Below are 22,416 nucleotides of genomic sequence, written 5' to 3' on the forward strand. Positions count from 1 at the left end.
GCATCACCCCAGGTCCGGCAGCAGGACGGACGGCAGCGTGCAGTCCGGGTGCATGCGCAGCAGCTGGTAGGCCACTCCGCCGAGGCCGGGCAGGATGCCGGGTGCGAAGGCGTCCCTGGCCAGGCCGCTGATCGGGCCGTTCTCCTCCAGGCTGCCCAGGATGTGGGCGTCGAGCCTGGCCCGGTCCACGGGGGCGACGCCGGCCGCCCGCGCGTGCTCGATCACCTCCCAGACGCCGAGGTCGCCGTGGCACAGGGTGTGGTTCCAGCCGGTGCCGTCACGCCAGCAGGCTTCGGCGGCGCGCTCCAGCCGGTCACGCCACCGGGCGCCGCCCTCGCGGGCCCACCGGTCGGCGGCCACGATCCCGACCCCGCCCGCGCCGTGGCACCACGCGGCCGCGGTGAAGCCGTCTTCCCGCAGGTCCAGCCAGCCGCGCTGGCCGGGGTCGTAGAGGGTGTCCTCGTAGGCGAACCCGGCATCGGCCAGCCGCCGGATGCGGCCCTGGTCGGCCAGGCCGGATGCGGCGGGCGTCCCGGTTGCGGCTGGCATTCCAGCGGAGGCGCGCAGGCCCGTTGCGGCGGGCATTCCGATTGCGGCGGGCAGGCCGGTAATGTCGGGTGTGGTGGCGTCGGCCAGGCGGGAGAGGGCCCAGGCGATGCCGGTGGCGCCGTGGGCCAGGCCGCCCAGGCCCTGCGGGAAGCGGGGGCTGGGCCAGCAGACGCCGCCCGGCCGCTCCTCGGCCAGCGTGGCCAGGCGGGCGCCGATCGAATGGGCCAGCTCGGCCCATCGCGGTTCCCCCGCCCGTTCGCCCAGCCGCAGCAGCGGCACGATCGCCCCGGCCATGCCGGACAGCAGTTCGTAGCAGTCGTCGGCCTCCACCGCCTCCGGCACCAGCTCGGCCAGCGCGCGGGCCCTGGCCAGTGCCTCCTCCCCCGCCGCGCCGAGCTCGCGCAGCAGCAGCCAGCCCCACACCTGCGAGGTGATGCCCAGGTAGGCGCCGGGAGGCTCCGGCCGCATCTTGATGTCCTCCTGGCGCTTGGCCGCGTCCCGGTCCTCGGCCAGGCGGATCGTGCGCAGGACCGCCTGCAGCAGCCCCGGCAGCTCCTCGACGGGCTCGGCCCGGCCCTCCGCGGCCTCGCCGATGTAGGCGGTCAGCAGGACGGCCACGCCGTGGGCGCCGCCGTACAGGTCTGCGGAGAGGGGTTGGACGGCCCAGCCGGTGGGGTTGAGCAGGGGCGTGATCCAGGTGACGGTGCCGTCCGCGCCGTGGATCGCGCTGTCCAGGACGCCGCGCATGATGCCGGCCGCGGCCGTGCGGCGCCGGGGTTCCAGGCGGTCGGTGCGGATGAGGCCGGGCGAGAGGCGCTCCTCGTCGGGCATCCAGCCCTCGTTGAGGTAGGCGCTGACCAGGGCGGCCTGCGCGACCCTGCGGTCGAGGCCGTGGTCGCGGGCGCGCCAGCGGGCCACGGCGTCGGCGACCAGGTCGGTTTCCGGCCCGCACCGGGTGTCGGCGGGACCGCGCAGCATGCCGACCCGCGGCGTGGTGTCGAACATCGGAATGTCGCCGTCGCACAGCTCGTCCACCTCGGCGGCGATGATGGCCGCGTCACCGGGGGCGCCGGGCACGTTCTCCGACATCTTGGCCAGCAGCGCGGCGGCCTTGGCCCGGGCGGGCACGTCGTTGTGCAGGGCGACGGGGTGCCAGAGCATGCGGGCCAGCTCGGCGTAGGACTCGGTGGAGCGCAGCACCGCCCGGACCGGGCAGTCGGCGAACCCGGCCAGCAGCGCTACCAGTTTGCCGGATCTGTCCAGCTCGGTCAGGCGCTCGTCCAGCTCGTCGAACCCGGCGACGATCACGCTCCAGTAGTGGCCCAGCACGGGCTCGGGACTGGGGTGGTTGGCCGCGGGCGGCAGCTCGAACATCTCGGTGCCCATCCGGGGGCTGTCGGTGCCCGCGTCGAGCACCACCGGCAGCTCGACCTGCGGCTGCTGTCCCGGCAGCGCGCCGGCGGCCGACATGTCCACGCCTCTCCACCCCAGGGCCACTCCGCGGCCCGGGAGCAGCCCGGTGCGCATGACCGAGGTGTCCACCAGCTCGACGGCCAGGTCGGTGGCCTGGCCGTACCCGGAGGGGCGGGCCTTGGCGTGCGGGGCGAACAGGCTCTCGCAGTCGACGACCACGGGGTGCGGTCCGGCGGCGATGACGTTCTCGGCGTGCAGGTCGCTGCCGCCGAGCAGGCGCATGAGCGCGAGCCAGTGGCCCATGCCGCGGTAGAAGGCGCGCAACTCGGCGTCGTCGGCGCAGTGGCGGTGCTCGATGTGCTCGGCCCAGCCGTACCCCGACCAGGTGACGACGGCGGGCACGCGCATGGGGGAGTCGCCGAGGTGGATGAGCAGCTCACCGAGCGCGGCGTCCACGGCCAGCGAACGCGGCTTGTAGATCACGTGGCCGTCCGCGCCGTGCGCCAGGACGACCGTCTGCCCGCCCCGGTGGCTGTCCCCGGCGCCGAACTCGACCCGTTCGAGCGGGCCCGACGGCGCTCCGGGCAGCCTGGACAGTGCCGGGCGGCCGGCGGCGAAGCGCTCGGCGAAGCGCAGGGCGGCCGCGCACCGGTTGCGGATGACCGTGCGGAGCCGCGGCATCATGCTCGGGTACGGCCCGGCAAGCCCTTCCCAGAATGCCGGTTTCGCCACACTTTGCTTCCATTCCTCCCAGCGACCTGCGGAATCACCGGCAGCCAGGCGGCCGGTCAGCCGGGCTGCGTTCACCTCCAGCACCAGCACTCGGGTGATCTTGCGGCGGACGTCTTCCTCCAGGGACCGCGTGGCTCCGGCCAGGATGGCGGCACGCTCGGCCGGCGCGAGGCCGGTGAGCGACCCCAGCCGGGCCTCCAGGTCGGCCAGAGCCGGTCCGATCAACGGGTCCAGCGGTGGGTCGAACTCACCGGCCATGTGCTCGCGACTCCTGGATCAGCAGCACATGCGGGTGCGCGAACCCGAGCAGGCGGTCCCGCACCTGCCGGAATGACCCGGACCGGTCATGGTGATCTCGGACTCGACGTACAGACCGGGCAGCAGGGGGCCGACCGGGCTGTCGGACTCCTCGCCGGCCCTCCAGGCGGCGATGATCTCCTCTGCCCTCTCGAGCGTGACGGTCATGCTTACTCCCTTCTCGGACTTGGCGCCATGTTCTGCTGCCGGATCCGTGCCCGGTAGCCGCCATAACTGCGGACTTGACATGACATTCCGGATATGGGAAAGACAGGCGTGATCACCCTTTCTGTTGTTGACGATGACCGGATGCTCACCGAAGGGCTGGCCGCCTGGCTGCACACGGTCCCCGATGTGCAGCTGACCTGGTGGACCGCGACGGTCACCGAGTTACTCCGGACGGAGCCGGCGCCCTCCGACGTGGTGCTGCTCGACCTGCTGCTGGCCGACGGCTCCGACCCCATGGACAACCTGCGCACCCTCGTCCGGCTGCGCCGCCGGGTGCTCGTGGTCAGCGTCGTGACCTCGGGCGACATGGCCAGGCGGATGGTCGAGGCCGGAGCCGGCGGCTACCTCACCAAGGACCACGACCTCGCGGCCCTGGTGGCCAAGGTCAGGGAGGTGGCCAAGGAAGAGGTCGCCCTCTCCCGCGAGCTCGCCCTCGGCTGGCTGGCCGACCGCGACGGCGACCGGCCCGTGCTCTCCCCCCAGGAACGCGCGGTGCTGCTCGCCTACGCCTCCGGCATGACCCTCACCGCGGCAGCGCGCAGCGCCGGCGTGCAGCCGGGCACCGCCAAGAACTACCTGGAACGTGTCAAGGACAAGTACCGCAAGGCCGGCCGTCCCGCGTACACGAAGCTGGAACTCGCCGAGCGGGTCAGGGAGGACGGTCTGGCCACCTGAGCTCCACGCACACGCCCTCACCCGGCGCCGTGATGACCGCCGAGCTGCCACCCACCTCGCGCATCCGCCCCGCGACCGAGGAGCGCAACCCGTAGCCGGGCTCGACCTCGCCGGGATCGAAGCCCGTGCCCCGATCGACCACCCGGACGGTGACCACGCCGTCCACCTCGACGGCGGTGAGCCATGCCTCCCGCTCGCCCGAGTGGCGGGCCACGTTGTTGAGCGCCTCCGTGGCGGCCTCCGCCATGGCCACCGCGACCTCGGCCGGCAGGTCCTCGGGCAGCGCCTCGGCGGCGTAACGCACGCACATCCCCAGCCCGGCCGCCCTGGCCACGGCGTGGGCCAGGCCGTTGCCCAGCCCGGTGGCGGGTCCCGCGTCGTCCTGCCTGATCAGCGCGCGCACGTACGCCGCGTCCGCCGCGCAGCGCCGCCGTACCTCCTCCTCGTGATGATCCAGCCCCCCGCGGGCGATCGCGGTCAGCGTGGCCAGGACCGTGTCGTGCAACTGCCGGTAGTGCGCCAGGCGCGTCTGCTCGGCCGCTCTCTCCGTCTCGGCGGCCAGCCGCTGCTCGGTCAGCTCGTCCAGCCGCCTGGCCTGGGCGGCCAGGTAGCGCCGGATGAAGTAGACGATGATCGCGAACCACACGTAGCTGTTCACCCGCACCGCCAGCTCCAGCGCGAACGGGAAGCGCTGCCCCATGTCGCCGGCGTGCGCGAGCGCGTAGACGCCGATCGGCGGCAGCAGGGCGACGAAGTGGATCGCCCGGTCGCTGACCGCGCCGATCAGCGCGCCCGTCGCCAGGAGCGCGTGCGAGGACCAGTTGGCCTGGCACGTGCCCGAGGTCTGTATGCAGTCGCCCGTCACCACCAGCATGAAGACACAGGTGGCGACCACGTCCACGACCACCATCCACAACGCGAACCAGCCGCGCCGCGCGACCCGGTGGAACATCGTCACGTTCCAGGACAGCGCCAGCGCCAGCAGGACCGCGTTGCGGGTGCGGTCGGCGAACAACGCCTCCTGGGCGAACAGGCTCGCGCACGCCGGCAGCAGGTAACTGAGCCGCTGCAACAGCAGCAACATCGCCACGAACCGGGACACCCGCTCGCCGCTGGGCACCGATGCCAGGAACGACGGGTCCCTCCAGCCCATGGAACCCCGATCGGGTGATGGAGGCATGCGCGATGACGCCCTTCCGAGGAGCCGGCTTCAAAGATCCACCGACCCCGGGCGTCATCTCAAGCGCGCGACCGGATCCGGACGCCCGGAGTTTTCCCGCCGCGCGGGGTGGCCCCGGTCCACTCCGCCTCGCCGTACTCGCTGATGAACTGGCGGGCCAGGTTCTGGAAGCGGTAGACGCCCGGCGCGGGCGAGCTCAGCACCGCCCGATCCACCAGGCTCTCCAGGATCTCCTCCGCCTCCTCCGCCGTCAGGCGGAGCGCCGGCGCGCACGCGGCCGGCGTCAGCTCGTCCTCCTCGCCGGAGGCCAGCACCAGCAGCGCGGTGTGCTCCCGGTCGCTCAGCTGCGCGTACGACCGGTCGAAGCTGGCGCGCAGCTCCTCCAGCCCGCCCAGCCGCCCGACGAGATGGGCCAGCCGCCAATTGGGGCGGGCCAGCAGCCGACCGGCCGCCAGCCGGATCGCCAGGGGCAGCAGCCCGCACGCCGCGACCAGCCGGCGCGCGCCCTCCGGCTCCGCCGCCACCCGCGCCTCGCCCACGATCGCCGCCAGGAGTTCCAATGCCTCCTGCTCCGGCATGACGTCCAGGACCACGTGCCGGGCCGAGGGCAGATGGGTGAGCATCGCGCGGGAGGTGACCAGCGTGGCGCACGAGGGCGAGCCGGGCACCAGGCTGCCGACCTGCGAGTGGTCGCCGGCGTTGTCGAGCAGCACCAGCAGGCGCTTGTCCGCGGTGAGGGAGCGGTAGAGGGCGGCGCGCTCGCTCTCGGTGGCCGGCATGGCGTCGGGCGGCCAGCCGAGCGCGACGATGAACCGGCCGAGCACCTCCGCGGGCGGCGCCTCCTGCAGGTCGGCGTAGAGCTGGCCGTCGGGGAACAACGGGCGGACCGCGTGCGCCGCGCGTACGGCCAGCGTCGTCTTGCCCACGCCGCCCATGCCGGAGATCGCCACCAGCGTGCAGCCGCTCTGGCCGGCGCCGCCCAGCCGTACCGTGATGCCGGCCAGCATCTCGGCGCGGCCGGTGAAGTCGCCGGCGTCGGCGGGGAGCTGGGCGGGGTGCGCGCCGGCGACCGGGATCGGCTGGACGACGTGCAGCGCGGGGTCGGCCCTGAGGATCGCGGTGTGCAGCTCGGCCAGTTCCGGGCCGGGGTCGACGCCCAGTTCGCCGGCGAGCGTCCTGCGCACCTGCTCGTAGATGGTCAGCGCCTCGCCCTGCCGGTCCAGCCGGTAGAGGGCGAGCATGTGGATGGCGTGCAGCCGCTCGCGGAAGGGGTGAAGGGTCTCGGTGCCCTGGAGCTCGGCGGCGATGGAAGTCTGCCGGCCCAGGTCGAGTTCGAGCTGGAGGCGGGCCTCCCAGGCGGTCAGGCGCCGCTCGGTGAGGGTGGCGCGCCGGCGTTCGGCGTACGGCCCGCCGCTGCCGGCCAGCGGCTCCCCTCGCCACAGGGACTCGGCCTCGCGGTAGAGGTCGAGGGCGTCGACCGGCGCCGCCTGGGCGGCCGCGGCGATGAGGTCGGCGAACCGGTTCACGTCCACGTGCTCGGGCGCGACGTCGAGCTGGTAGCCGCCGGGCACCGAGGCGAGGATCTCGCGGCCGAGGACGCGGCGCAGGCGGCCGACGTAGGTGGAGATGGTGGCCGCGGCCGTCCTCGGGTGCTCGTCGCCGAAGATGCCGTCGAGAAGGTCCGTGCTGGTCACGAGCTCTCCCGCGCGCATGGCCAGCATGGCCAGGACTGCGCGCTGCTGGGGTGTCCCGGTCGGCGCCTCACGGCCGGCCGCGTCCCGCAAACGAACCTGCCCCAGCAGGTCAACACGCCACAAAGCCACAGTCGCCCCCGATGCAGAACCAAGTGGATCAAGCAAGCTCGCATACTACGTTAAACGTATCTTAAATGCGCCGCGAACTGGGGCGAAACCACCCAACGGCCCCAGAACCCTGGCCTGACCTGGGCATCGAAGATTCGTCGAAGTCCCCTCGGTAGAAACTTGCCCATCTACTTTCCCGAGGGGGGCAGATATTGCGCTGAACGACGTCAATAAAGGGATGTGGGCACGCCTTCCGCAGAAGGTGTGCCTACCTTTATTTGTGCCGTCTGACCTGCGTAAACATATTTCTTTGAAATGGTTTTGCATTCCCTGGCAAACCGTGTAGTTTCACCGTCATTCCTCTCCGACGAAAGGAACGCAAAAGGCGTTCCTCGTCCGACCTAGGAGTTCGGTAAATGAAGCGCACCCTCATCGCGGCCGGCGGGTTCCTCCTCGCCGCCGGCCTCACCACCCCCGCCCTGGCCGGCGCCACCTCCTCCGATCCCGCTGCGGAGGCGCTGGCCAAAGACGCCAGGGAGGTCTCGGAGGTCCTGAAGTTCTGGACGGCCTCCAACAACGCCGCCCTCAGGCAGGCCACCGCGCTCACCTACGACTACAAGGCCGGCGGCGCCGCCATGACCGGCGGGTACACCGCCGACGGCAAGCCGGGGCTCGTCGCCCCGATCGGCGGCGAGAAGAAGAAGGTGGCCAAGAGCTACAACGTCAACTTCCCGAAGACGATTGGCAAGGTCTTCTTCGTCAACGCCAAGGGCGGCCTGAACTGGTGCTCGGCCACCTCGATCCAGTCGCAGCACCGCAACCTGGTCGCCACGGCCGGCAACTGCGTCTACGACGAGGCGGGCAATGGCCATGTCATGGACAAGTGGGTCTTCGTCCCGGCCTTCTACCAGGGCAAGACCCCGTACGGCATCTTCGTCGGCAAGACGGCGTACCTGCACTACGACTACGCCAACTACGAGGACGGCGACCGCAACTACGCCTTCGTCACCGTCTACAACGGCCTGAACCTCGGTACCGGCAAGACCACCCAGGTCAACAAGGCCGAGTTCGACAAGTTCGTCGGCGACAAGTGGGTGGACGAGAAGGAGATCACCAAGGCGGAGTACGACGCCGGGGTGGACAAGTACGGCAAGGACGGGCCGTACAAGTCCAAGATCGTTGACCCGAAGACCGAGACCGTGGCCAAGCCGGCCGGGGTCAACTCCGACGAGACCCTCAAGCCGTACCTCGCGGCCGAGGGCAAGGACGGGATCAAGGCGGTCACCTTCGAGGTCACCGAAGGCACCTACACCTCGTCGAAGAAGGACTACGAGAACAACTCGCAGTTCGCCTCGGAGACGGTGCCGATCTCCAAGGAGGACTACGAGCGCCTCCTCAAGGAGAAGGCGTCCGGCAACTTCCCCGGCAAGGTGGAGGAGGTCAAGGACGGCACGAACGTCATCGGCTGGAAGAAGACCACCTACTGGCTGCTGAAGTGGGTGAAGTCCAGCACCAAGACGGTGTACTACGTCGAGCAGTACTTCATCCGCGACGGCGGCCTGGTCTCCACCGGCCGCCTGGGCGACGCGGTCGGCGGCCAGGGCTTCGCCTACAACCAGCCGGTCGCCAAGTCCCCCGTCCGGGTCTTCGGCTACCCCTACGCCGAGCACCCGGACGGCAACAAGGCGTACACCGGCATCACACCCAAGACGTGCTACGGCAAGACCAGCGCCAAGAACGTCACCTGGGCGAAGTACCGCATCGAGGAGAACGTGGCGCTGAAGTGCGCCATGACCCCCGGCGCGGACGGCGGCCCCTGGCTGCTGAAGTACAGCAACGCCACCCGCCTCGGCTACGTCAACGGTGTCACCGGCGGCTTCCTCGACACCGACAGCAACGGCCGGATCGACCACAGCATCAGCGCCTACTTCGACGGTGAGACCAACTCGGTCTACCGCGCCGCGGAGAAGAACTGGAGCGGGGACATCCTGCCGGGCATCAAGAAGCCGTAACGCCCGCATGGCCCCGCACGGAACCTCCCCGTCCCGTGCGGGGCTTTCGGGTACGGCCGGCCGTACAGGATGGGGTCAGGGTTCCGGAACCCAGAGCCGATGCCCCCACCCGATGTCACAAGATTTCCGGACCTGCAGGGCAGCACGGGCGATCAAGTCCGCCAGCTCGGCGGCGGTCCGCAGCCCACCGCCGAACGTGCACGCCAGCCGCAGGTGCTCCAGCGCGTTCTCCGCCGACCGCAGCTCCTCCACCAGCACCACCGTCCCGCTCTCCCGCCCGATCTCGGCGAGTACCTGGACCGCGTCCTCGTCCGGCAGCCACCCGGTCACCTGCGACAGCAGGACGGTCTCCCCGCCTGCGGGCCGCAGCGGCTGAACCGGTCGCTGGAGTTGCTGGAGCGCGGGCACATGGTCGGCGCAAGAACTCTCGACAAAATAAAAATATAGCCGTATGATTATCGCCATGCCGAGAGTAGCCGACCACGCACAGCGCCGCCGCCAGGTGGTGGAGGCCACGCTGCGGGTCATGGCGGCCCGGGGCATGGAAGGGCCCACGATGGCCGAGGTCGCCGCGGAGGCGGGGGTCTCCGTGGGGCTGGTGCAGCGATATTTCCCGACCAAGGATGAGATGCTGCTGCTGACCTTCGAGCATCTCGGCGCCCGGCTGGTGGAGCGACTCAAGGCGGCCTGGGAGGCCGGCGGCCCGGTCAAGGAGCGGCTGCGCCGGTGCCTGCTCGAACTCCTTCCCCTGGACGACGAGCGCATGACCGAGATCCGGGTCTACCAGGTGTTCTGCGGCCGGGCGACCGGCAATCCCGCCCTGCGCAGGGTGCAGGTGACCGTGCACGCCACGGCCCGGGCCGACCTCGCGGCGACCATCGCGCGGGCGCAGGCCGACGGGGAGGTCCCGGCCGGGCGGGATCCGGGCGAGGAGGCGGCGCTGCTGTGGGCGCTGGTCGACGGGCTGGCGATGCACGCGTGCGCCGATCCCGCGGGGCTGCCGCCGGCCCTGGCCGAGCGCCTGGTCGAGCGGCAACTGGACCGACTCTTCGGCTGAGCCGTACCCCATGGCTTGTTTTTGTACAGACGTTCAGCAAATGAAATTGAACGCCCGTCCAGGAAAGGGGAAAAAGAGGATGACGGACACCGCGACGCAGATCCTCCCGCCGAGCACCTACTTCGACGCCGGCTGGTACGAACGCGAGCAACTGGAGCTGTTCAGCCGCACCTGGCGCTACGCCGGCACCACCGACGACCTCGACCGGCCCGGCTCCTACCGGTCGATCCAGGCGGGACGGCACCCGCTGGTCGTCGTCCGCGGCCAGGACGGTGAGCTGCGCGCCTTCCACAACGTCTGCCGCCACCGCGGCACCGCCGTCCTGTCGGGCAGCGGGCGCGTGGAGAAGCAGATCGTCTGCCCGTACCACAACTGGACCTACGGGCTGGACGGCTGCCTGCGCGCCGTCCCCCAGCGCAACGAGGTCGACCGCCACCTCGACCGCACCAAGCTCGGCCTGCACCCGGCCACCGTCGCGGTCTGGCGCGGCCTGGTCTTCGTCCACCCGGACCCCGGCCCGGAACCGCTGGACGACTGGCTGGGCGACCTGCCCGAGCGCATGGCGCCCCACGACCCGCTGCGCCTCGTCCAGGTCGCCGCCGACGTGCACCACATCAAGGCCAACTGGAAGGTGTTCATGGAGAACGCCCTGGACAACTACCACCTGGGCTACGTGCATAAGGACACCCTCGCCGGCTACGACCACAAGCGCCAGGAACAGCACGCCTGCGGCGACCGGCACTGGTTCTTCTACGAGCCGCCGCTCAAACCGGGGCGGGTCACGCCCCGTGAGGCCGGGCTCAAGCCGATCGCCACCGAGCCACGCTGGTACGGCTCGTCGTTCGGCCTGTTCTTCCCCAACCTGTTCGTGCTGTCGTCCGCCACCCTCTGGGCGAGCGTCGAGGTGACCCCCACCGGCCCCGAGACGACCACGTTCGAGATGCGCACCCGCGTCCTGCCCGGCCAGGGCGGCAGGCTCGCCGCGGCCGGGCTGGCGGAGGCCGTGCTCGGGCTCGGCAGGCGGATTCTCCGCAAGCAGCCCACGTACGACCTGATCGAGGAGGACGTCTTCTGCTGCGAGGCCGTCCAGACCGGCATCAGGTCACCGTACTTCTCCGTCGGCCCGATCGCCTACCGCTACGAGCGCGGCATCCAGGCATTCCAGCGCAACGTCCTCGACTACGTGCCGCTGGAGCGGTGATGGTCACGGATGACAGCGGGATCAGCGGTAGCGGTCGAGCACCCGGTCGAGGGTGGCGACCAGGCGGCGCTCCGGATACTCCGCCGGGTTCATGACCCCGTGCAGCGTCAGCCCGTCGACCAGCGCCACCAGCGCGTCGGCGATCTCCCCCGGGTCCTGCTCGGCGGTCATCTCCCCCACCGCCGCCGCGATCCGCACCAGCACGCGCACGGTGTCACGCCACTCGCGGTGGCTGGCGTAGCGCCGCGCCCGCTGCGCCTCGGAGGTCACCATCGTGCCCCAGGACATGACCAGCACCTGCGTCTCCACACTCGCCTCGCCTATCGGCAGCGCCGCCAGCAGCACCTCCCGTACGGCGTCGCGGCCGGATCGACCGGCCAGGCGGGCGCCCAGCTGTTCACGCGCCGCCTGGTAGGCGCGTTCCAGCGCGGCGTCGAGGATCGCGTCCTTGTCCGGGAAGTAGTAGGCGAGCAGTCCGTGCGCGTAGCCCGCCTCCTTGGCGATCTCCCGCGTCGTGGTGCCGGCCAGGCCGAGCCTGCGGATGGTCCGCCAGGTCGCCGCGATCAGCTCCTCGCGGCGCGCGTCGTGGTCGACCACCTTCGGCATAGGTCCGCATGTTACGGCAGCGGCCCCATGACGACCGCCGAGGTGCGCGCCGGCACGGCTCCCGGCTGGGGCGAGCTCTACGACCGCATCCACATCGGCACAGAGAAGAGGACATCATGATCGACATCAGCGTCACCAGCGACGTCGGCCTGCTCCGGGACGTGATCCTGGCCCCGCACAAGGCGTTCACCCTGGAGGAGCTCATCCTGGAGGCGGAGGCCGACGGCGCCCGCGGCGACGAGGCGCTGCTCGGCGAGCTCATGGCCCGCTACTCCATCGAGGCGCCGGACCCGGCCGTCGCCGCCGGGCAGCACGCCCAGCTCGTCCGGGTGCTGGAGGAGCACGACGTCACCGTGCGCTGGGCCGATCCCGTGGACTGCGTCGTCCAGCTCTACCCGCGTGACATGGGCTTCGCCATCGACGACGTCTTCTTCCTGGCCCGGCCGGCGACGCCCACCCGGCGGCGCGAGCAGGCGGAGTTGCTCAGCCTGCAGGCGCGCATGTCCAAGGTGCGCGCGCTGGACGCCGGTCACATCGAGGGCGGCGACGTGCTGGTCACCTCCTCCGAGGTGCTGGTCGGGGTGGGTGACAGCACCGATGAGGAGGGGATCGAGGCGCTGCGCCGAGGGATCGCCGCCGCGGGGCTGTCGCGCGAGGTGGTGCCGATGCGCTTCACCCATCTGGGCGTGGTCCACCTGGACGTGCACTTCACGCTGGCCTCGCCCGAGGTCGGCCTGATCAGCCCCGCCGCCTTCGACGCCGAGAGCCTCGACTACCTGAAGGGCCGCTTCGAGCTCATCGAGGTGACCCCGGAGGAGGTGCGGGCGCTGGCGGTCAACACGGTCGCGCTCGGGCCCGACCGCCTCGTCATCCAGGCCGGGCACGAGCGGCTGGAGGGCGAGCTGAGGCGGCGGGGCATCACCCCGGTGCCGGTGGACTTCTCGGAGATCACCCGCTTCCCCGGCGGCCTGCACTGCGCGACGCTCCCTCTCATCAGGGAGTAAGGGCCTTTTCCAGGACGCGCGACTCGGCGGCGTCGAGGTCGCGCAGGGGCGCCCGGCAGTGACCGGCCGGGCGCCCGTGCAGCCGCAGCACCCCGCGGTAGAGGGCCAGGTCGCTCACCCCGGGAATCGGCGGCCGGGCGAGCATGCGGCGCAGCGGCAGCAGTTCGGCCCAGGCCGCGCGGGCGGCGGCCAGGTCGCTGCGCCGCATCGCGTCCCAGACGGCGACCGCGCCGGCGGGCACGACGTTCAGCAGGCCGCTGATCCACCCGTGGGCGCCTCCGGCCAGGGCTTCCACGGGCGCCGCGTAACCGCCGTAGAAGGCGCGGAACCCCGGCAGCGCGGCCAGCTCGGCGAGCTGGTGCACCGTCGGCAGCGTGCTCTTCACCCCGGCGATGACGCCCTCGGCGTGCAGGGCCGCGAGGTCGGGGAGGTCGAGCGCCGGGATGGCGGCGTTGGCGGGGATGTTGTACACCCAGATCGGCAGCCCGCTCCCGGCGGCGACCGCGCGGTAGTGGGCCAGCACCTCTTCCCGGGAGGGCCGCTGGAAGTACGGGAGCACGACCAGCGCCGCGGTGGCTCCGGCCGCCTCGGCGTGGGCGGTCAGCTCGATGGTCTCGGCGGTGGTGTAGGCGCCGGTCCCGGCCAGCACGGGGACCCGGCCGGCGACCGTCTCCAGCGCCGCCTCCAGCAGGACGCGGCGCTCGGCGCCGGTGAGGGCGACGAACTCGCCGCTGGTGCCGCCGATCACCAGCCCGTGGACGCCCTGCCCGACCAGCCAGTCGAGGTGGGCGCAGGTGGCCTCCAGGTCCAGCCGCCCGCCGGGGCCGAACATGGTCAGCGCCGCGGGATAGACCCCGTTCACCGGGTGCCCCCGGCGTCGTACTCGGGCCGGAACGGATGCTTGACGATCTCCTCGATGCGCAGCTTCGGCCCCAGGCCGGGGGCGTCGGAGACCACCCATTCGCCGTTGCGCACGACCGGCGGGTCCTCGGTGTAGCGCTCCCAGAAGACCATCTGCTCGGGCGTGAGCATGGACTCGGAGATGAGCAGGTTCGGCAGCGTCGCGCCGAGCTGCCAGGTGGCCGCGCTGGCCAGCGGGCCGAACGGGTTGTGGAAGGCGATCGAGACCGCGTTGGCCTCGGCGAGCGCGGCGATGCGCTTGGCCGCGGTGATGCCGCCGCAGAAGATCACGTCGGGCTGCGCCACCGACAGCGCCCGCTGCTCCAGGAAGGGCGCGGCGGCGTACGGCCCGGCCCAGCGTTCACCGGCGGCGATCGGGATCGAGGAGCGGCGGGTGACCTCGGCCAGCCACTCGGGCCGCTCCGGCGGCACGGGCTCTTCCACGAAGGTCAGGCTGTACGGCTCCAGCACCTCGCACAGCCGGATCGAGTTGGCCACGTTGAGCCGCCCGTGGCAGTCGAGCATCAGGTGCACGTCGGGCCCGGCGACCTCCCGGGCGGCTTCGAAGTACTCGGCCAGCAGCGGCCAGAACCAGTTGGGCAGCAGCTCGGTCTCGGTCTGCCGGGCGGGGATGGCGGCGGGCGTCTCGTGGTGGACGCTGGAGACCTTGGTGTAGAAGCCGGGCAGCGTGGTCTTGATGGCGGTGAAGCCCATGGCCAGCCGATCGGCGATCTCGGCGGCGAACTGCTCGGGCGTCTCGGTGGCCCTGGCGTGGGTGTAGACGGGTACGGCGTCGCGAAACTTCCCGCCGAGCAGCCGGTGCACGGGCACTCCGAGGGATCTGGCGTTGAGGTCCCACAGGGCCACGTCGATGGCGGAGATGCCGATGGTCAGCAGGGTCCCGCCGAGGAAGGAGTCGCGGTACATGCGCTCGAAGTGCTGCTCGATGCGGGTGGGGTCCTTGCCGACGAGGTATTCGCCGAGTTCCTCGACGATCGCGGAGACGGTTCTGGTCCGGCGGCGCATCGCGACCTCGGCCACTCCTTCCACGCCTTCGTCCGTCTCGATCCTGACGTAGATCGCGTTGTAGTACCCGAATTCGGCGATCCACTGCCGCACGGCGGTCACGCGCATGCGTCGACTCCTTCTCCCGATGGTGTCCTCATCGTCTGGATAGAAAGGACCTAAGTCAAGAGTCGGAAGTTTTGGGGCTCCAAAACGGGCTCATGGTCTACGATGACGTGGAACATAGGACAGGGGTGGAGAGGGGCGAGGACGTGGAAACCGATTCATTACTGCGCGGTCGCGCGCTACTGGGCACCAGGGTCGCCGCCCTGATCACCGACTTCATCAGGCAACAGGGCCTGCGCGAGGGCGACGAGCTGCCGTCGGAGGCCAAGCTCGCCGAGGAGTACGGCGTGAGCCAGCGCGTGGTCCGCGACGCCTTCCGCTCCCTGAGCCAGCAGGGCGTCATCCGCACCCGGCAGGGCAAGCGGGCGGTCGTCAGCGAGCTGCGCCCGGTCGCCGTGCACAGCTACTTCCGGCTGGCCATGGAGGCGGACGGCTCGGCCATCGACGAGCTGGTCGAGATGCGCCTCGCGCTGGAGACCAAGGCGGCGGGCCTGGCCGCGACCCGGATCACCGACGAGGAGCTGGAGGGGCTGCGCACGCTGCTGGAGGCGGCCGACGCGGTCGGCGACGACCTGCACCGCCGGGTCGAGCTCGACCTCGCCTTCCACCTCGGCATCGTCAAGGCCGCCCGCAACCGCTTCTTCACCGCGGTGCTGGAGGCGCTGTCCGACGTCCTGGCCACCGAGCGGGAGAAGGGCAAGGAGCTGACGGAGTTCCTGGGCGAGACGCACGCCGAGAGCGACGCCGAGCACAGGGCGCTGCTCCTCGGCCTCGGCACCCGCGACGCGGCGCTGGCCGAGCAGCAGATGCGCGCTCACCTGGAGCGCGTCCAGCGCACGTTCCGCGGCGACGGCCTGGAATGACGGACACCGGTGCGGCCCGTTCCGTGGAGGGGGCGGGCCGCACCGGCTGCTCACTCCCAGACGGGCGCCCGCTCCGCCTGCCGATACAGCGTGTCGAACGCGGCCGTGCCGTCGTCCTCCCGCACCTCCAGCCGGGCCCCGCGCGGCTGCACCGGCAGGTTGCCGACATACCTGCACTCCTCGAACAGCTGCTTGATCCCGGCATACGTGCGCAGCCGCCCGTCGCCGAGATGGAAGCCCAGCAGCTTGCGCGAAGGCGAAGGCGTGAACCCGTCGGGCACCCGCCAGCGCTCCAGCGCCTCCTCGTCGAACTCGACGCCGAGACCGGGCGCCTCCGGCACCCGCGCGTAGCCGCCCCTGATCTCGATCGGCGTGGTGACGAGGTCGTCGGCGTAGACGTTCAGGCAGGTCACCGCCGGCCAGCGGGCGTGGGTGAGCACGGCGCCCAGGTGCAGCGTCCAGGCCGTGGTCAGCCCGGGGCCGACGATCTGCAGGAACAGGTCCTTGTTGAAGGCCGCCGCCTGCAGCCCCTGCGCGATCGTCCCGGCCACGCCCGCGTTGCACGAGACGAAGCCGTCGATGGCGTCCTCGCGCATCCAGACCGGGAAGAGCGCCTTGTTGTAGTGCTCGGCCAGCGGCCGGTCCACCCGGGCGCGCAGCGCCTTCTGCCCGGCCACGTCCGACTGCAGCACCGGCGACTCGTAAACCCCCACACGCGGGCTGCGATCCAGCTCACGCAGCACCTCGACCGCCTCGCCCGGCGTGCGCAGCATGCCGTTCCAGTCGAGGTCCAGCACGTAGGTCTCCGGGGTCACCGCCGAGATGGCCGCCACCTGCTCACGCACGTCGAACCAGGGCCTGGCCTTGAGCTTGTGCGCCAGGTAGCCCTCGGCCAGGGCGTCCTTGGCCTCCTCGGCCAGCACGTCCGCGGGCATCTTCGTGCTCCACCAGGCCAGCGGGCACCACTGGCGCACCATCGGCTGGCCCAGCAGCTGGTACACCGGCACCCCGAGCGCCTTGCCCACCAGGTCGTACAAGGCCATCTGGAGCCCGGCGCCCAAGGTGTCGTCGCCCATCAGCTCGGCGGGGTGCCGGCCGAGCACCCGGGCGACCGCGGCGTCGGTGGTCCTGGCCCACGTGTAATGCGGGAGGCTTTCGCCGTACCCGATCAGATCGGGCGCGTTGGTGCGGACCCGCACGACCTCCACGACGGCGAACTCGGCGACGAGGATCTCGTTCCACGGGCGCGAGCGTTCGCGGAAGGGGACGTTCAGGGTGAACCGTTCGACGGCGGTGACGCGCAGGCTCACGGCGCCTCCTTCGGGACGTTGAACAGGGCGATGTCGTCGAAGTCCACCGTGACGTCGGCGGCGCTGTCCACCAGGAAGATCAGTTCGACCATGCCCACGGGGGTGTTGCGGGCCTTGTCGGGGATCTCGGCGTCCAGCAGCAGCGGCGTCCACGTGCCCGTCGGGCGCAGGCTGATGACGGGCGAGCGGACCGAGCTGCTCGGGATGGCCACGCCCGCCGGGTCGAACAGGTCGAGGGCGAGCTGCACCGAGGCCGAGGTGCCCGCGGGCGCGCGGTACTTCGCGGTGAAGCGGGCCAGGCCGGGCGTGACGGCGATCTTCTGGCACGGGCCGCCCCAGCCCCGGCCGGTGACCCGCAGCACCGCCTCGTCCGCGGGCCGGGAGACCGCGCGGGTGCCGTTGGCGCGGGGCAGCAGCGTCCAGGGGGCCAGGCCGGTGTCGAGCGTGGGGTTGACGACGAGGTTGGGCGCGGGCACGCCGTGCAGGATCAGCTCGGCGTAGGGGCCGGACAGGCTTCTGGCCAGGTCGGTCACCGGGCCGCCGGTCGGCTCGTTCGCCCGGATGTAGGCGACCAGGGACCAGTACTCGCCGGGGTTCCAGCCGGTCCAGGTCAGGTTGGGGAAGGAGGCCGGGTTCATCTGCAGGACGAGCACGGGATCGGTGGCGAACTCCTTGATCAGCGCCAGCCGCCGCGCGGCCAGGTCGAGCCGTCGCTGGTGGCTGCCGACGCCGGACCTGAGCATCGCCAGCGCCGCCTCCTGCGTGACGGGCGGCGCGACCGTGCGCGGGTAGCTGAGCGCGCTGGCCTCGTAGAAGTCGTAGGCGCGCCGCAGCACCGTCGCCCTGGCCTTCTGCGGCGCGGTGGCCGCCCGCCCCGCCACCGAGTCCAGCAGGGTACGGCTGCGCGTCAGGTCCGATTCCTCGACCAGATCCAGGTACTGCGGCAGGTTGAAGGTCTGGTAGGTGGCGTTCGGCAGGAACCACGGCGAACCCGGCACCCGCTCGGCCCAGAACCTCTCCCACAGGTCGAAGTACGCGGACAGATCCCCGGCCGCCGCCGGGCCCACCGCCCGCTCGCACCACTCCTTCTGCAGCGCCGCCGGGTCGGCGTCGGCGTCCCACTGGAGCCTGGCGAACACCCACGGCTTCGGCCCCTCGCCCCAGTTCGGATACAGCTCGGCGTAGTGCGCCACGATGCCGCGCTGCCTGGCGTACTTCATCGTCCTGGCGTAGCGCCGGGTGAACATCCGCGGCAGCAGGTACGGCGCGCCGTACAGATAGTCGTAGAACCCGAGCTGCGAGCAGACCGCCAGCCACCGGTCGACCAGCGCGTGCGCGGCGGATTCCACGGCCGGGTCGGTCCAGGCGTAGCGGTCCTGGGTGAGGAAGGGCACGACCTGCTTGTGCAGCGCGAACCCCGGCGGCGTCTCCAGCTTCCGGTAGGCCAGCAGCCCGAACCGCTTGCCCGGGTGGGTGAGCAGCACCCGCCTGACCACCTCGTTGACCCAGGCGTAGTAGGCGGGCACCGGGTCGGTCTCGGCGAAGCCCTCGCCGTCGTTGACGCCCAGCGAGAAGGAGGCGGCGCCGGGGTTGGCGGCGAAGTACTCCAGGATGCCGGTGACCGCGGCGTCGATCGTGCCGGGCACGCTGAAGGCGGGCTGCCAGCCGGTGAGCTTGCCGGGCGGCGGGGGCTTGCCGCCCGGGTAGTACTCGGGGTGCGTCTGGCCGTAGCGCTCGACGGGGAAGAGCGTGTGCAGGTTGTGGTGGAAGGCGATGGGCTCGGTGGCGGTCGTCTGCATGCGGTTGCGCCGGGCCCACAGGTGCTGCAGCGGGTAGCGGGCGGCGTCGCGTAACGGGCTGAAGGAGCGCATGCCGAAGGAGGGCTTCTGGCAGAGCGCGACGGCGGGCACCTCCAGGCCGGTGAGCGCGGGCACGTCGTCGCCGTCCGGGCCCGGCATCAGCCAGCGCACCCCGGCGTAGCGTTCCAGGAACTCGCGCACGCCGTTGGCGGTGCCGCTCACGCTGGGCCCGACCACGGTGAGGCTGCCCTGGTAGGAGCGGATGAGGAAGCCGTCCTTGTCGAGTTTGGCCAGCAGGCCGGGCACCGCGGGGTCGGGGCCGGGCACGCCGACGTGCACGGGGGTCAGGCCGGCGCCGGGGGTCCTGGGCAGGCGGACCCCGGTGGCCCGCTCGACGTAGGCGACCAGCTCGGCGGCGGCCTCCTCCGAGTCGGGCGCGGCGAGGACGGCGGCGGCCGGCCGGCCGTCGCGGACGATGGGCAGGCCCGCCTTGGGGCGCAGCCATGGGGTGAGCGCGACGGCCCCGGCGAGGCCGAACAACTGGCGGCGTCTCATGTCACTTTCCGTATCCGGCGGCGATGCCTTCGATGAGGCGGCTGCTCATCCACAGATAGAGCAGCAGCAGGGGGATGACGACGATGCAGATCCCGGCGAAGAGCACTGACCAGCGGGCGCCGGTGTACTGCATGGTCTGGATGAAGTTCAGCAGGGTCAGCGAGATCGTCTTCTTCTCCTGCAGGAACGACAGGGCGAAGAACGTCTCGCCCCAGTCGCCGATGGCCTGAAGGATGAACAACGCCAGCAGTCCCGACCTGGTCAGCGGCAGCATGATCCGCCAGTAGGTGCGGTAAGGACCGGAGCCGTCGATGGCCGCCGCCTCCTCCAGCTCGCGCGGGAGCGAGGAGAAGAACGCGGTCAGGAAGAAGACGGCGAAGGGCAGGTTGGTGGCGATGTAGACGATGAGCAGCCCGCCGAGCGAGTCGATCAGCCCGAGCCGGTCCAGGCCCAGGTAGATCGGGATCATGATGGCCGGGGCGGGGATGCCCAGGCCGAGGGCGAAGAAGATGGTGACCGGGCCGGCCAGCTTCCAGCGGAAGCGCGACAGCACGTACGCGGCGGGGGCGGCGAGCACGATCGTGCCGAGGCCGCTGCCGATGACCAGCAGCAGCGAGTTGAGCACGCCGTCGCCGAAGGCGGCCGAGGTCCATGCCTCCTGGTAGTTGCCCCACTGCAGGGTGGCGGGCAGGCCCCACGGGTCCTGGACCACCTCGCGCGTGGTCTTCAACGACGACAGCGCCATCCAGGCCACGACGAACAGGTCGAACAACGCCAGCGACCAGGCCAGCGGCATGGCGAGGAATCTCATCAGGATCTTCCCTAGTAAGTCGCCTGCTCGCGGCGGCCCATGACCCGCCGGACCAGGATCGTGAGGACGACCGTCAGCAGCATGGTCAGCACGGCCGCCGCCGAGGCGATGCCGTACCTCGGCACGCCGTCGGACGGGAAGGCGCCCGCGTAGGCGTAGACCGAGAAGGTCCAGAGGCCGGTCGGCGGCAGGCTGCCGGTCGCGCCCGCGAAGACCAGCACGAACTCGAAGGTCTTCAGCGCGCCGATTGCCCACAGCACCGCGCAGACGCCGATGACGTCCCACATCAGCGGCAGCGTGATGGTCCAGAAGCGGCGCAGCGGACCGGCGCCGTCGAGTTCGGCGGCCTCGTAGAAGTAGCGCGGGATGCGGTCGGCGGCGGCCATGAAGATGACCGTGTAGGTGCCGGCGGCCAGCCACGTCATCCCGGCCATGACGGTGGTGAACAGGTTCTCCGGCGCCAGCCACATCGGCGGCTCGGCCACCCCGAGCGACTTCAGCACCTGGTTGGCCAGGCCGTCCGGGTCCAGCAGGAAGCCCCACAGGATCGCGATGACCAGCCCGGGCACCAGGCTCGGGAAGAAGATCACCGCGCGCACGAACTTCCGGCCGGCCATGTCCTGCAGCAGCATCGTCAGCGTGAAGGCGATGACGAAGACCGCCCCGCCGACCAGCAGCAGGATCTTCATGGTGTTGACGAACGAGGTGCCGAAGACCGGGTCGGCGACCATCTCGCGATAGTTGGCGAACCCGGCCCACTCCATCGCGCCGACGCCCGCCCAGTCGTTGAAGCTGATCCAGACCGTGAACAGGCTCGGCACGATCATCACCAGCGTGTAGACGGCCAGCGCGGGCAGCAGGAACGGGCCGATCATGCGCCGCCTGGCCGCCTCGAACGGGTTGCCCCGGTGTGCTCGGGGAGCGGTCTTGACCGGGCGCCGCTCCAATACCGCCGTCATCCCTTGGACTTCCAGTAGACGGCCGCCTGCTCGGCCATCCGCTTGGTGAAGTCGGCCGCGCTGATCTTGCCGAAGAGCAGCTGGTCGCTGAGCGGCAGCAGGACCTTGGCGTTGAAGTCGCCCATGTCCAGGACGTCGGCCTTGTTGATCTCACCGCTGTCCAGGGCGGCCTTCAGGTCGGCGACCTGCGGCGCGGCGGGCACGTCCCTGCGCACCGAGATCTCCAGGGCAAGGCTGGAGACCTTGTCCTGGTACTTCTTCTGCAGGAAGAACGCCAGGAACTTCTTGGCCGCGGCCGGGTTGGCGGCCTTGACCGGGATGCCGAAGCCGGTCGTGGTCACGTTCATCGTCGGCGCCTTGCCCTCGACCGCCGGGAAGCGGAAGGCACGGAACTCCAGGCCGGGCTTGGCGTACGGCGCGACCTCCTTGGGCAGGTAGGTGCCCTGGTAGAGGAAGTCGGACTCGCCGTTGGCCCATTTCTGCTGCATGGCGGGGAACTTGGCGGCGTTGAAGCCGTCGGGGAAGTACCCGCCCTTGGCCAGCGCCTCGACCATCTGGGCGGCCTTGAGCACCTCGGGCTTGAGCCAGCTCTGGCCGCTCTTGTCGGGGGCCAGCGCGTGCCAGCCCTCGTCGCCCATGATCGCGCGGGAGAAGTGCTCCAGGTAGCGGGCGTTGTAGTTGGGGATGCTGCCGTCCTGGCCGAGGGGTTTCCTGCCCTCCGCCTTGCGGGCGTCCAGGACCTTCACGAACTCCTCCCAGGTCTTGGGTGCCAGGTTCGGGAAGCTCTTGCCGTCGAAGAACCAGCCGTAGGTGGAGACCTGGTACGGCATCTGGGCCAGCACGCCGCTCTGGGAGGTGGCCATGCGCTTGTAGGACTCGCCGACGGTCTCGCCCACGGTGGCCTGCTCGCCCTGGACCTTCGCCGCGTAGACGTCGGACAGGTCGAGCGCGCCCTTGGCGGCGGCGAACTGGCGGGTCAGCTCCCGGTTGTTGCCCTCGATCAGGTCGGCGGGCACGTTGCTGGTGTTCAGGCTGGGCAGGAAGGACTTCATCGCGGTGCGGCCCTTCCACTGCACCCTGACCTTGACGCCGGTCTCCTTCTCGAAGTCCTTGAACGCCTCGGCCAGTACCTTCTGGTTGGGCTCGCCTTCCGACCAGGTGCTCCAGACCCGCAGTTCCTGCGCCTTGCCGCCGCTGGTGCCGGATCCGCACGCGGTCGCGGCCAGGGGGAGGGCGAGCAGGCTCGCAGCGACTCTTAACTTCATGTTTCTTGCCTCTCACCAAGTAAGACATAGGACAGACCATCGCGTGTGCTCACGGTACAGCTCAATG

19 protein-coding genes are annotated in these 22,416 nt (G+C 71.0%); 6 read left to right on the forward strand and 13 right to left on the reverse strand.

Translation table 11 applies throughout. From position 1 onward, the window contains the following. Window positions 1–3: 3 nt before the first annotated feature. Together FVE25_RS35210 and FVE25_RS35215 are read right to left on the reverse strand one after the other, a co-directional pair. On the reverse strand, window positions 4–2,952 hold the full coding sequence (locus tag FVE25_RS35210; protein WP_157251549.1) for a type 2 lanthipeptide synthetase LanM family protein: 2,949 nt from the start codon (window positions 2,950–2,952) through the stop codon (window positions 4–6). An 18-nt stretch (window positions 2,953–2,970) separates the two neighbouring features. After that, entirely contained in the window at window positions 2,971–3,159 is a 189-nt protein-coding gene (locus tag FVE25_RS35215) for a DUF6229 family protein (RefSeq protein WP_157251551.1), read from the reverse strand. 93 nt (window positions 3,160–3,252) lie between these two features. Here FVE25_RS35215 and FVE25_RS35220 point away from each other — a divergent pair, with 93 nt between their 5' ends. Continuing rightward, a complete protein-coding gene (locus FVE25_RS35220) occupies window positions 3,253–3,894 on the forward strand; it encodes a response regulator (RefSeq protein ID WP_219825770.1) in 642 nt (213 codons plus the stop codon). Here the strand turns inward: FVE25_RS35220 and FVE25_RS35225 are convergent. Beyond that, complete coding sequence (locus FVE25_RS35225; RefSeq protein WP_157251553.1) at window positions 3,869–5,047, reverse strand: sensor histidine kinase; 1,179 nt, start codon at window positions 5,045–5,047, stop codon at window positions 3,869–3,871. The genes FVE25_RS35220 and FVE25_RS35225 overlap by 26 nt on opposite strands. Window positions 5,048–5,133: 86 nt before the next feature. After that, window positions 5,134–6,858, reverse strand: a complete 1,725-nt coding sequence (locus FVE25_RS35230; RefSeq protein ID WP_157251555.1) for an AfsR/SARP family transcriptional regulator — start codon at window positions 6,856–6,858, stop codon at window positions 5,134–5,136. A 434-nt stretch (window positions 6,859–7,292) separates the two neighbouring features. Between FVE25_RS35230 and FVE25_RS35235 the strand changes: the two genes are divergently transcribed. Then, entirely contained in the window at window positions 7,293–8,888 is a 1,596-nt protein-coding gene (locus tag FVE25_RS35235) for a trypsin-like serine peptidase (RefSeq protein ID WP_157251557.1), read from the forward strand. Window positions 8,889–8,963: 75 nt separating this feature from the next. On the opposite strand, the gene FVE25_RS35240 is transcribed toward FVE25_RS35235, so the two are convergent. Then, complete coding sequence (locus FVE25_RS35240; protein ID WP_157251559.1) at window positions 8,964–9,296, reverse strand: hypothetical protein; 333 nt, start codon at window positions 9,294–9,296, stop codon at window positions 8,964–8,966. Window positions 9,297–9,351: 55 nt separating this feature from the next. On the opposite strand from FVE25_RS35240, the gene FVE25_RS35245 reads away from it, so the two are divergent. Beyond that, the gene (locus FVE25_RS35245) at window positions 9,352–9,945 is read left to right on the forward strand and encodes a TetR/AcrR family transcriptional regulator (RefSeq protein WP_181019807.1); all 594 of its coding nucleotides are present in this window, start codon (window positions 9,352–9,354) and stop codon (window positions 9,943–9,945) included. A 79-nt stretch (window positions 9,946–10,024) separates the two neighbouring features. Continuing rightward, a complete protein-coding gene (locus tag FVE25_RS35250; protein WP_181019808.1) occupies window positions 10,025–11,146 on the forward strand; it encodes an aromatic ring-hydroxylating oxygenase subunit alpha in 1,122 nt (373 codons plus the stop codon). Between the two features lie 21 nt (window positions 11,147–11,167). On the opposite strand, the gene FVE25_RS35255 is transcribed toward FVE25_RS35250, so the two are convergent. Next, window positions 11,168–11,752: a TetR/AcrR family transcriptional regulator gene (locus tag FVE25_RS35255; RefSeq protein WP_157251565.1), complete on the reverse strand. Its 585-nt coding sequence runs from the start codon at window positions 11,750–11,752 to the stop codon at window positions 11,168–11,170. A 116-nt stretch (window positions 11,753–11,868) separates the two neighbouring features. On the opposite strand from FVE25_RS35255, the gene FVE25_RS35260 reads away from it, so the two are divergent. Further along, window positions 11,869–12,756 (forward strand): dimethylarginine dimethylaminohydrolase family protein, encoded by an 888-nt coding sequence (locus FVE25_RS35260; RefSeq protein WP_157251566.1) that lies wholly within the window; start codon window positions 11,869–11,871, stop codon window positions 12,754–12,756. On the opposite strand, the gene FVE25_RS35265 is transcribed toward FVE25_RS35260, so the two are convergent. Beyond that, entirely contained in the window at window positions 12,746–13,618 is an 873-nt protein-coding gene (locus FVE25_RS35265) for a dihydrodipicolinate synthase family protein (protein ID WP_157251568.1), read from the reverse strand. The two genes, FVE25_RS35260 and FVE25_RS35265, sit on opposite strands and share 11 nt — an antisense overlap. Then, window positions 13,615–14,790: a mandelate racemase/muconate lactonizing enzyme family protein gene (locus FVE25_RS35270; protein WP_157251570.1), complete on the reverse strand. Its 1,176-nt coding sequence runs from the start codon at window positions 14,788–14,790 to the stop codon at window positions 13,615–13,617. The genes FVE25_RS35265 and FVE25_RS35270 overlap by 4 nt, the downstream gene beginning before the upstream one ends. A gap of 143 nt (window positions 14,791–14,933) precedes the next feature. On the opposite strand from FVE25_RS35270, the gene FVE25_RS35275 reads away from it, so the two are divergent. After that, window positions 14,934–15,650 (forward strand): FadR/GntR family transcriptional regulator, encoded by a 717-nt coding sequence (locus FVE25_RS35275; protein WP_181019809.1) that lies wholly within the window; start codon window positions 14,934–14,936, stop codon window positions 15,648–15,650. Between the two features lie 50 nt (window positions 15,651–15,700). On the opposite strand, the gene FVE25_RS35280 is transcribed toward FVE25_RS35275, so the two are convergent. The 5 genes from FVE25_RS35280 to FVE25_RS35300 are packed head-to-tail and all read right to left on the reverse strand — an operon-like array spanning window position 15,701 to window position 22,349. After that, a complete protein-coding gene (locus FVE25_RS35280; RefSeq protein ID WP_157251574.1) occupies window positions 15,701–16,960 on the reverse strand; it encodes a mandelate racemase/muconate lactonizing enzyme family protein in 1,260 nt (419 codons plus the stop codon). After that, window positions 16,957–19,314 (reverse strand): DUF4838 domain-containing protein, encoded by a 2,358-nt coding sequence (locus tag FVE25_RS35285; RefSeq protein WP_157251576.1) that lies wholly within the window; start codon window positions 19,312–19,314, stop codon window positions 16,957–16,959. The genes FVE25_RS35280 and FVE25_RS35285 overlap by 4 nt, the downstream gene beginning before the upstream one ends. Before the next feature lies 1 nt (window position 19,315). Beyond that, the gene (locus FVE25_RS35290) at window positions 19,316–20,125 is read right to left on the reverse strand and encodes a carbohydrate ABC transporter permease (RefSeq protein WP_157251578.1); all 810 of its coding nucleotides are present in this window, start codon (window positions 20,123–20,125) and stop codon (window positions 19,316–19,318) included. A gap of 11 nt (window positions 20,126–20,136) precedes the next feature. Further along, window positions 20,137–21,084, reverse strand: a complete 948-nt coding sequence (locus FVE25_RS35295; RefSeq protein WP_157251580.1) for a carbohydrate ABC transporter permease — start codon at window positions 21,082–21,084, stop codon at window positions 20,137–20,139. Continuing rightward, window positions 21,081–22,349 (reverse strand): ABC transporter substrate-binding protein, encoded by a 1,269-nt coding sequence (locus FVE25_RS35300; protein WP_157251582.1) that lies wholly within the window; start codon window positions 22,347–22,349, stop codon window positions 21,081–21,083. The genes FVE25_RS35295 and FVE25_RS35300 overlap by 4 nt, the downstream gene beginning before the upstream one ends. Window positions 22,350–22,416: the final 67 nt, after the last annotated feature.

This window comes from Nonomuraea typhae, assembly GCF_009760925.1.
Lineage (GTDB): Bacteria > Actinomycetota > Actinomycetes > Streptosporangiales > Streptosporangiaceae > Nonomuraea > Nonomuraea typhae.

Coding starts and splice junctions, on each gene's coding strand:
- FVE25_RS35210 (WP_157251549.1), bottom strand. CDS start 2,952: ATGGCCGGTGAGTTCGACCCACCGCTGGACCCGTTGATCGGACCGGCT.
- FVE25_RS35215 (WP_157251551.1), bottom strand. CDS start 3,159: ATGACCGTCACGCTCGAGAGGGCAGAGGAGATCATCGCCGCCTGGAGG.
- FVE25_RS35220 (WP_219825770.1), top strand. CDS start 3,253: ATGGGAAAGACAGGCGTGATCACCCTTTCTGTTGTTGACGATGACCGG.
- FVE25_RS35225 (WP_157251553.1), bottom strand. CDS start 5,047: ATGGGCTGGAGGGACCCGTCGTTCCTGGCATCGGTGCCCAGCGGCGAG.
- FVE25_RS35235 (WP_157251557.1), top strand. CDS start 7,293: ATGAAGCGCACCCTCATCGCGGCCGGCGGGTTCCTCCTCGCCGCCGGC.
- FVE25_RS35245 (WP_181019807.1), top strand. CDS start 9,352: ATGCCGAGAGTAGCCGACCACGCACAGCGCCGCCGCCAGGTGGTGGAG.
- FVE25_RS35250 (WP_181019808.1), top strand. CDS start 10,025: ATGACGGACACCGCGACGCAGATCCTCCCGCCGAGCACCTACTTCGAC.
- FVE25_RS35255 (WP_157251565.1), bottom strand. CDS start 11,752: ATGCCGAAGGTGGTCGACCACGACGCGCGCCGCGAGGAGCTGATCGCG.
- FVE25_RS35260 (WP_157251566.1), top strand. CDS start 11,869: ATGATCGACATCAGCGTCACCAGCGACGTCGGCCTGCTCCGGGACGTG.
- FVE25_RS35270 (WP_157251570.1), bottom strand. CDS start 14,790: ATGCGCGTGACCGCCGTGCGGCAGTGGATCGCCGAATTCGGGTACTAC.
- FVE25_RS35285 (WP_157251576.1), bottom strand. CDS start 19,314: ATGAGACGCCGCCAGTTGTTCGGCCTCGCCGGGGCCGTCGCGCTCACC.
- FVE25_RS35290 (WP_157251578.1), bottom strand. CDS start 20,125: ATGAGATTCCTCGCCATGCCGCTGGCCTGGTCGCTGGCGTTGTTCGAC.
- FVE25_RS35295 (WP_157251580.1), bottom strand. CDS start 21,084: ATGACGGCGGTATTGGAGCGGCGCCCGGTCAAGACCGCTCCCCGAGCA.
- FVE25_RS35300 (WP_157251582.1), bottom strand. CDS start 22,349: ATGAAGTTAAGAGTCGCTGCGAGCCTGCTCGCCCTCCCCCTGGCCGCG.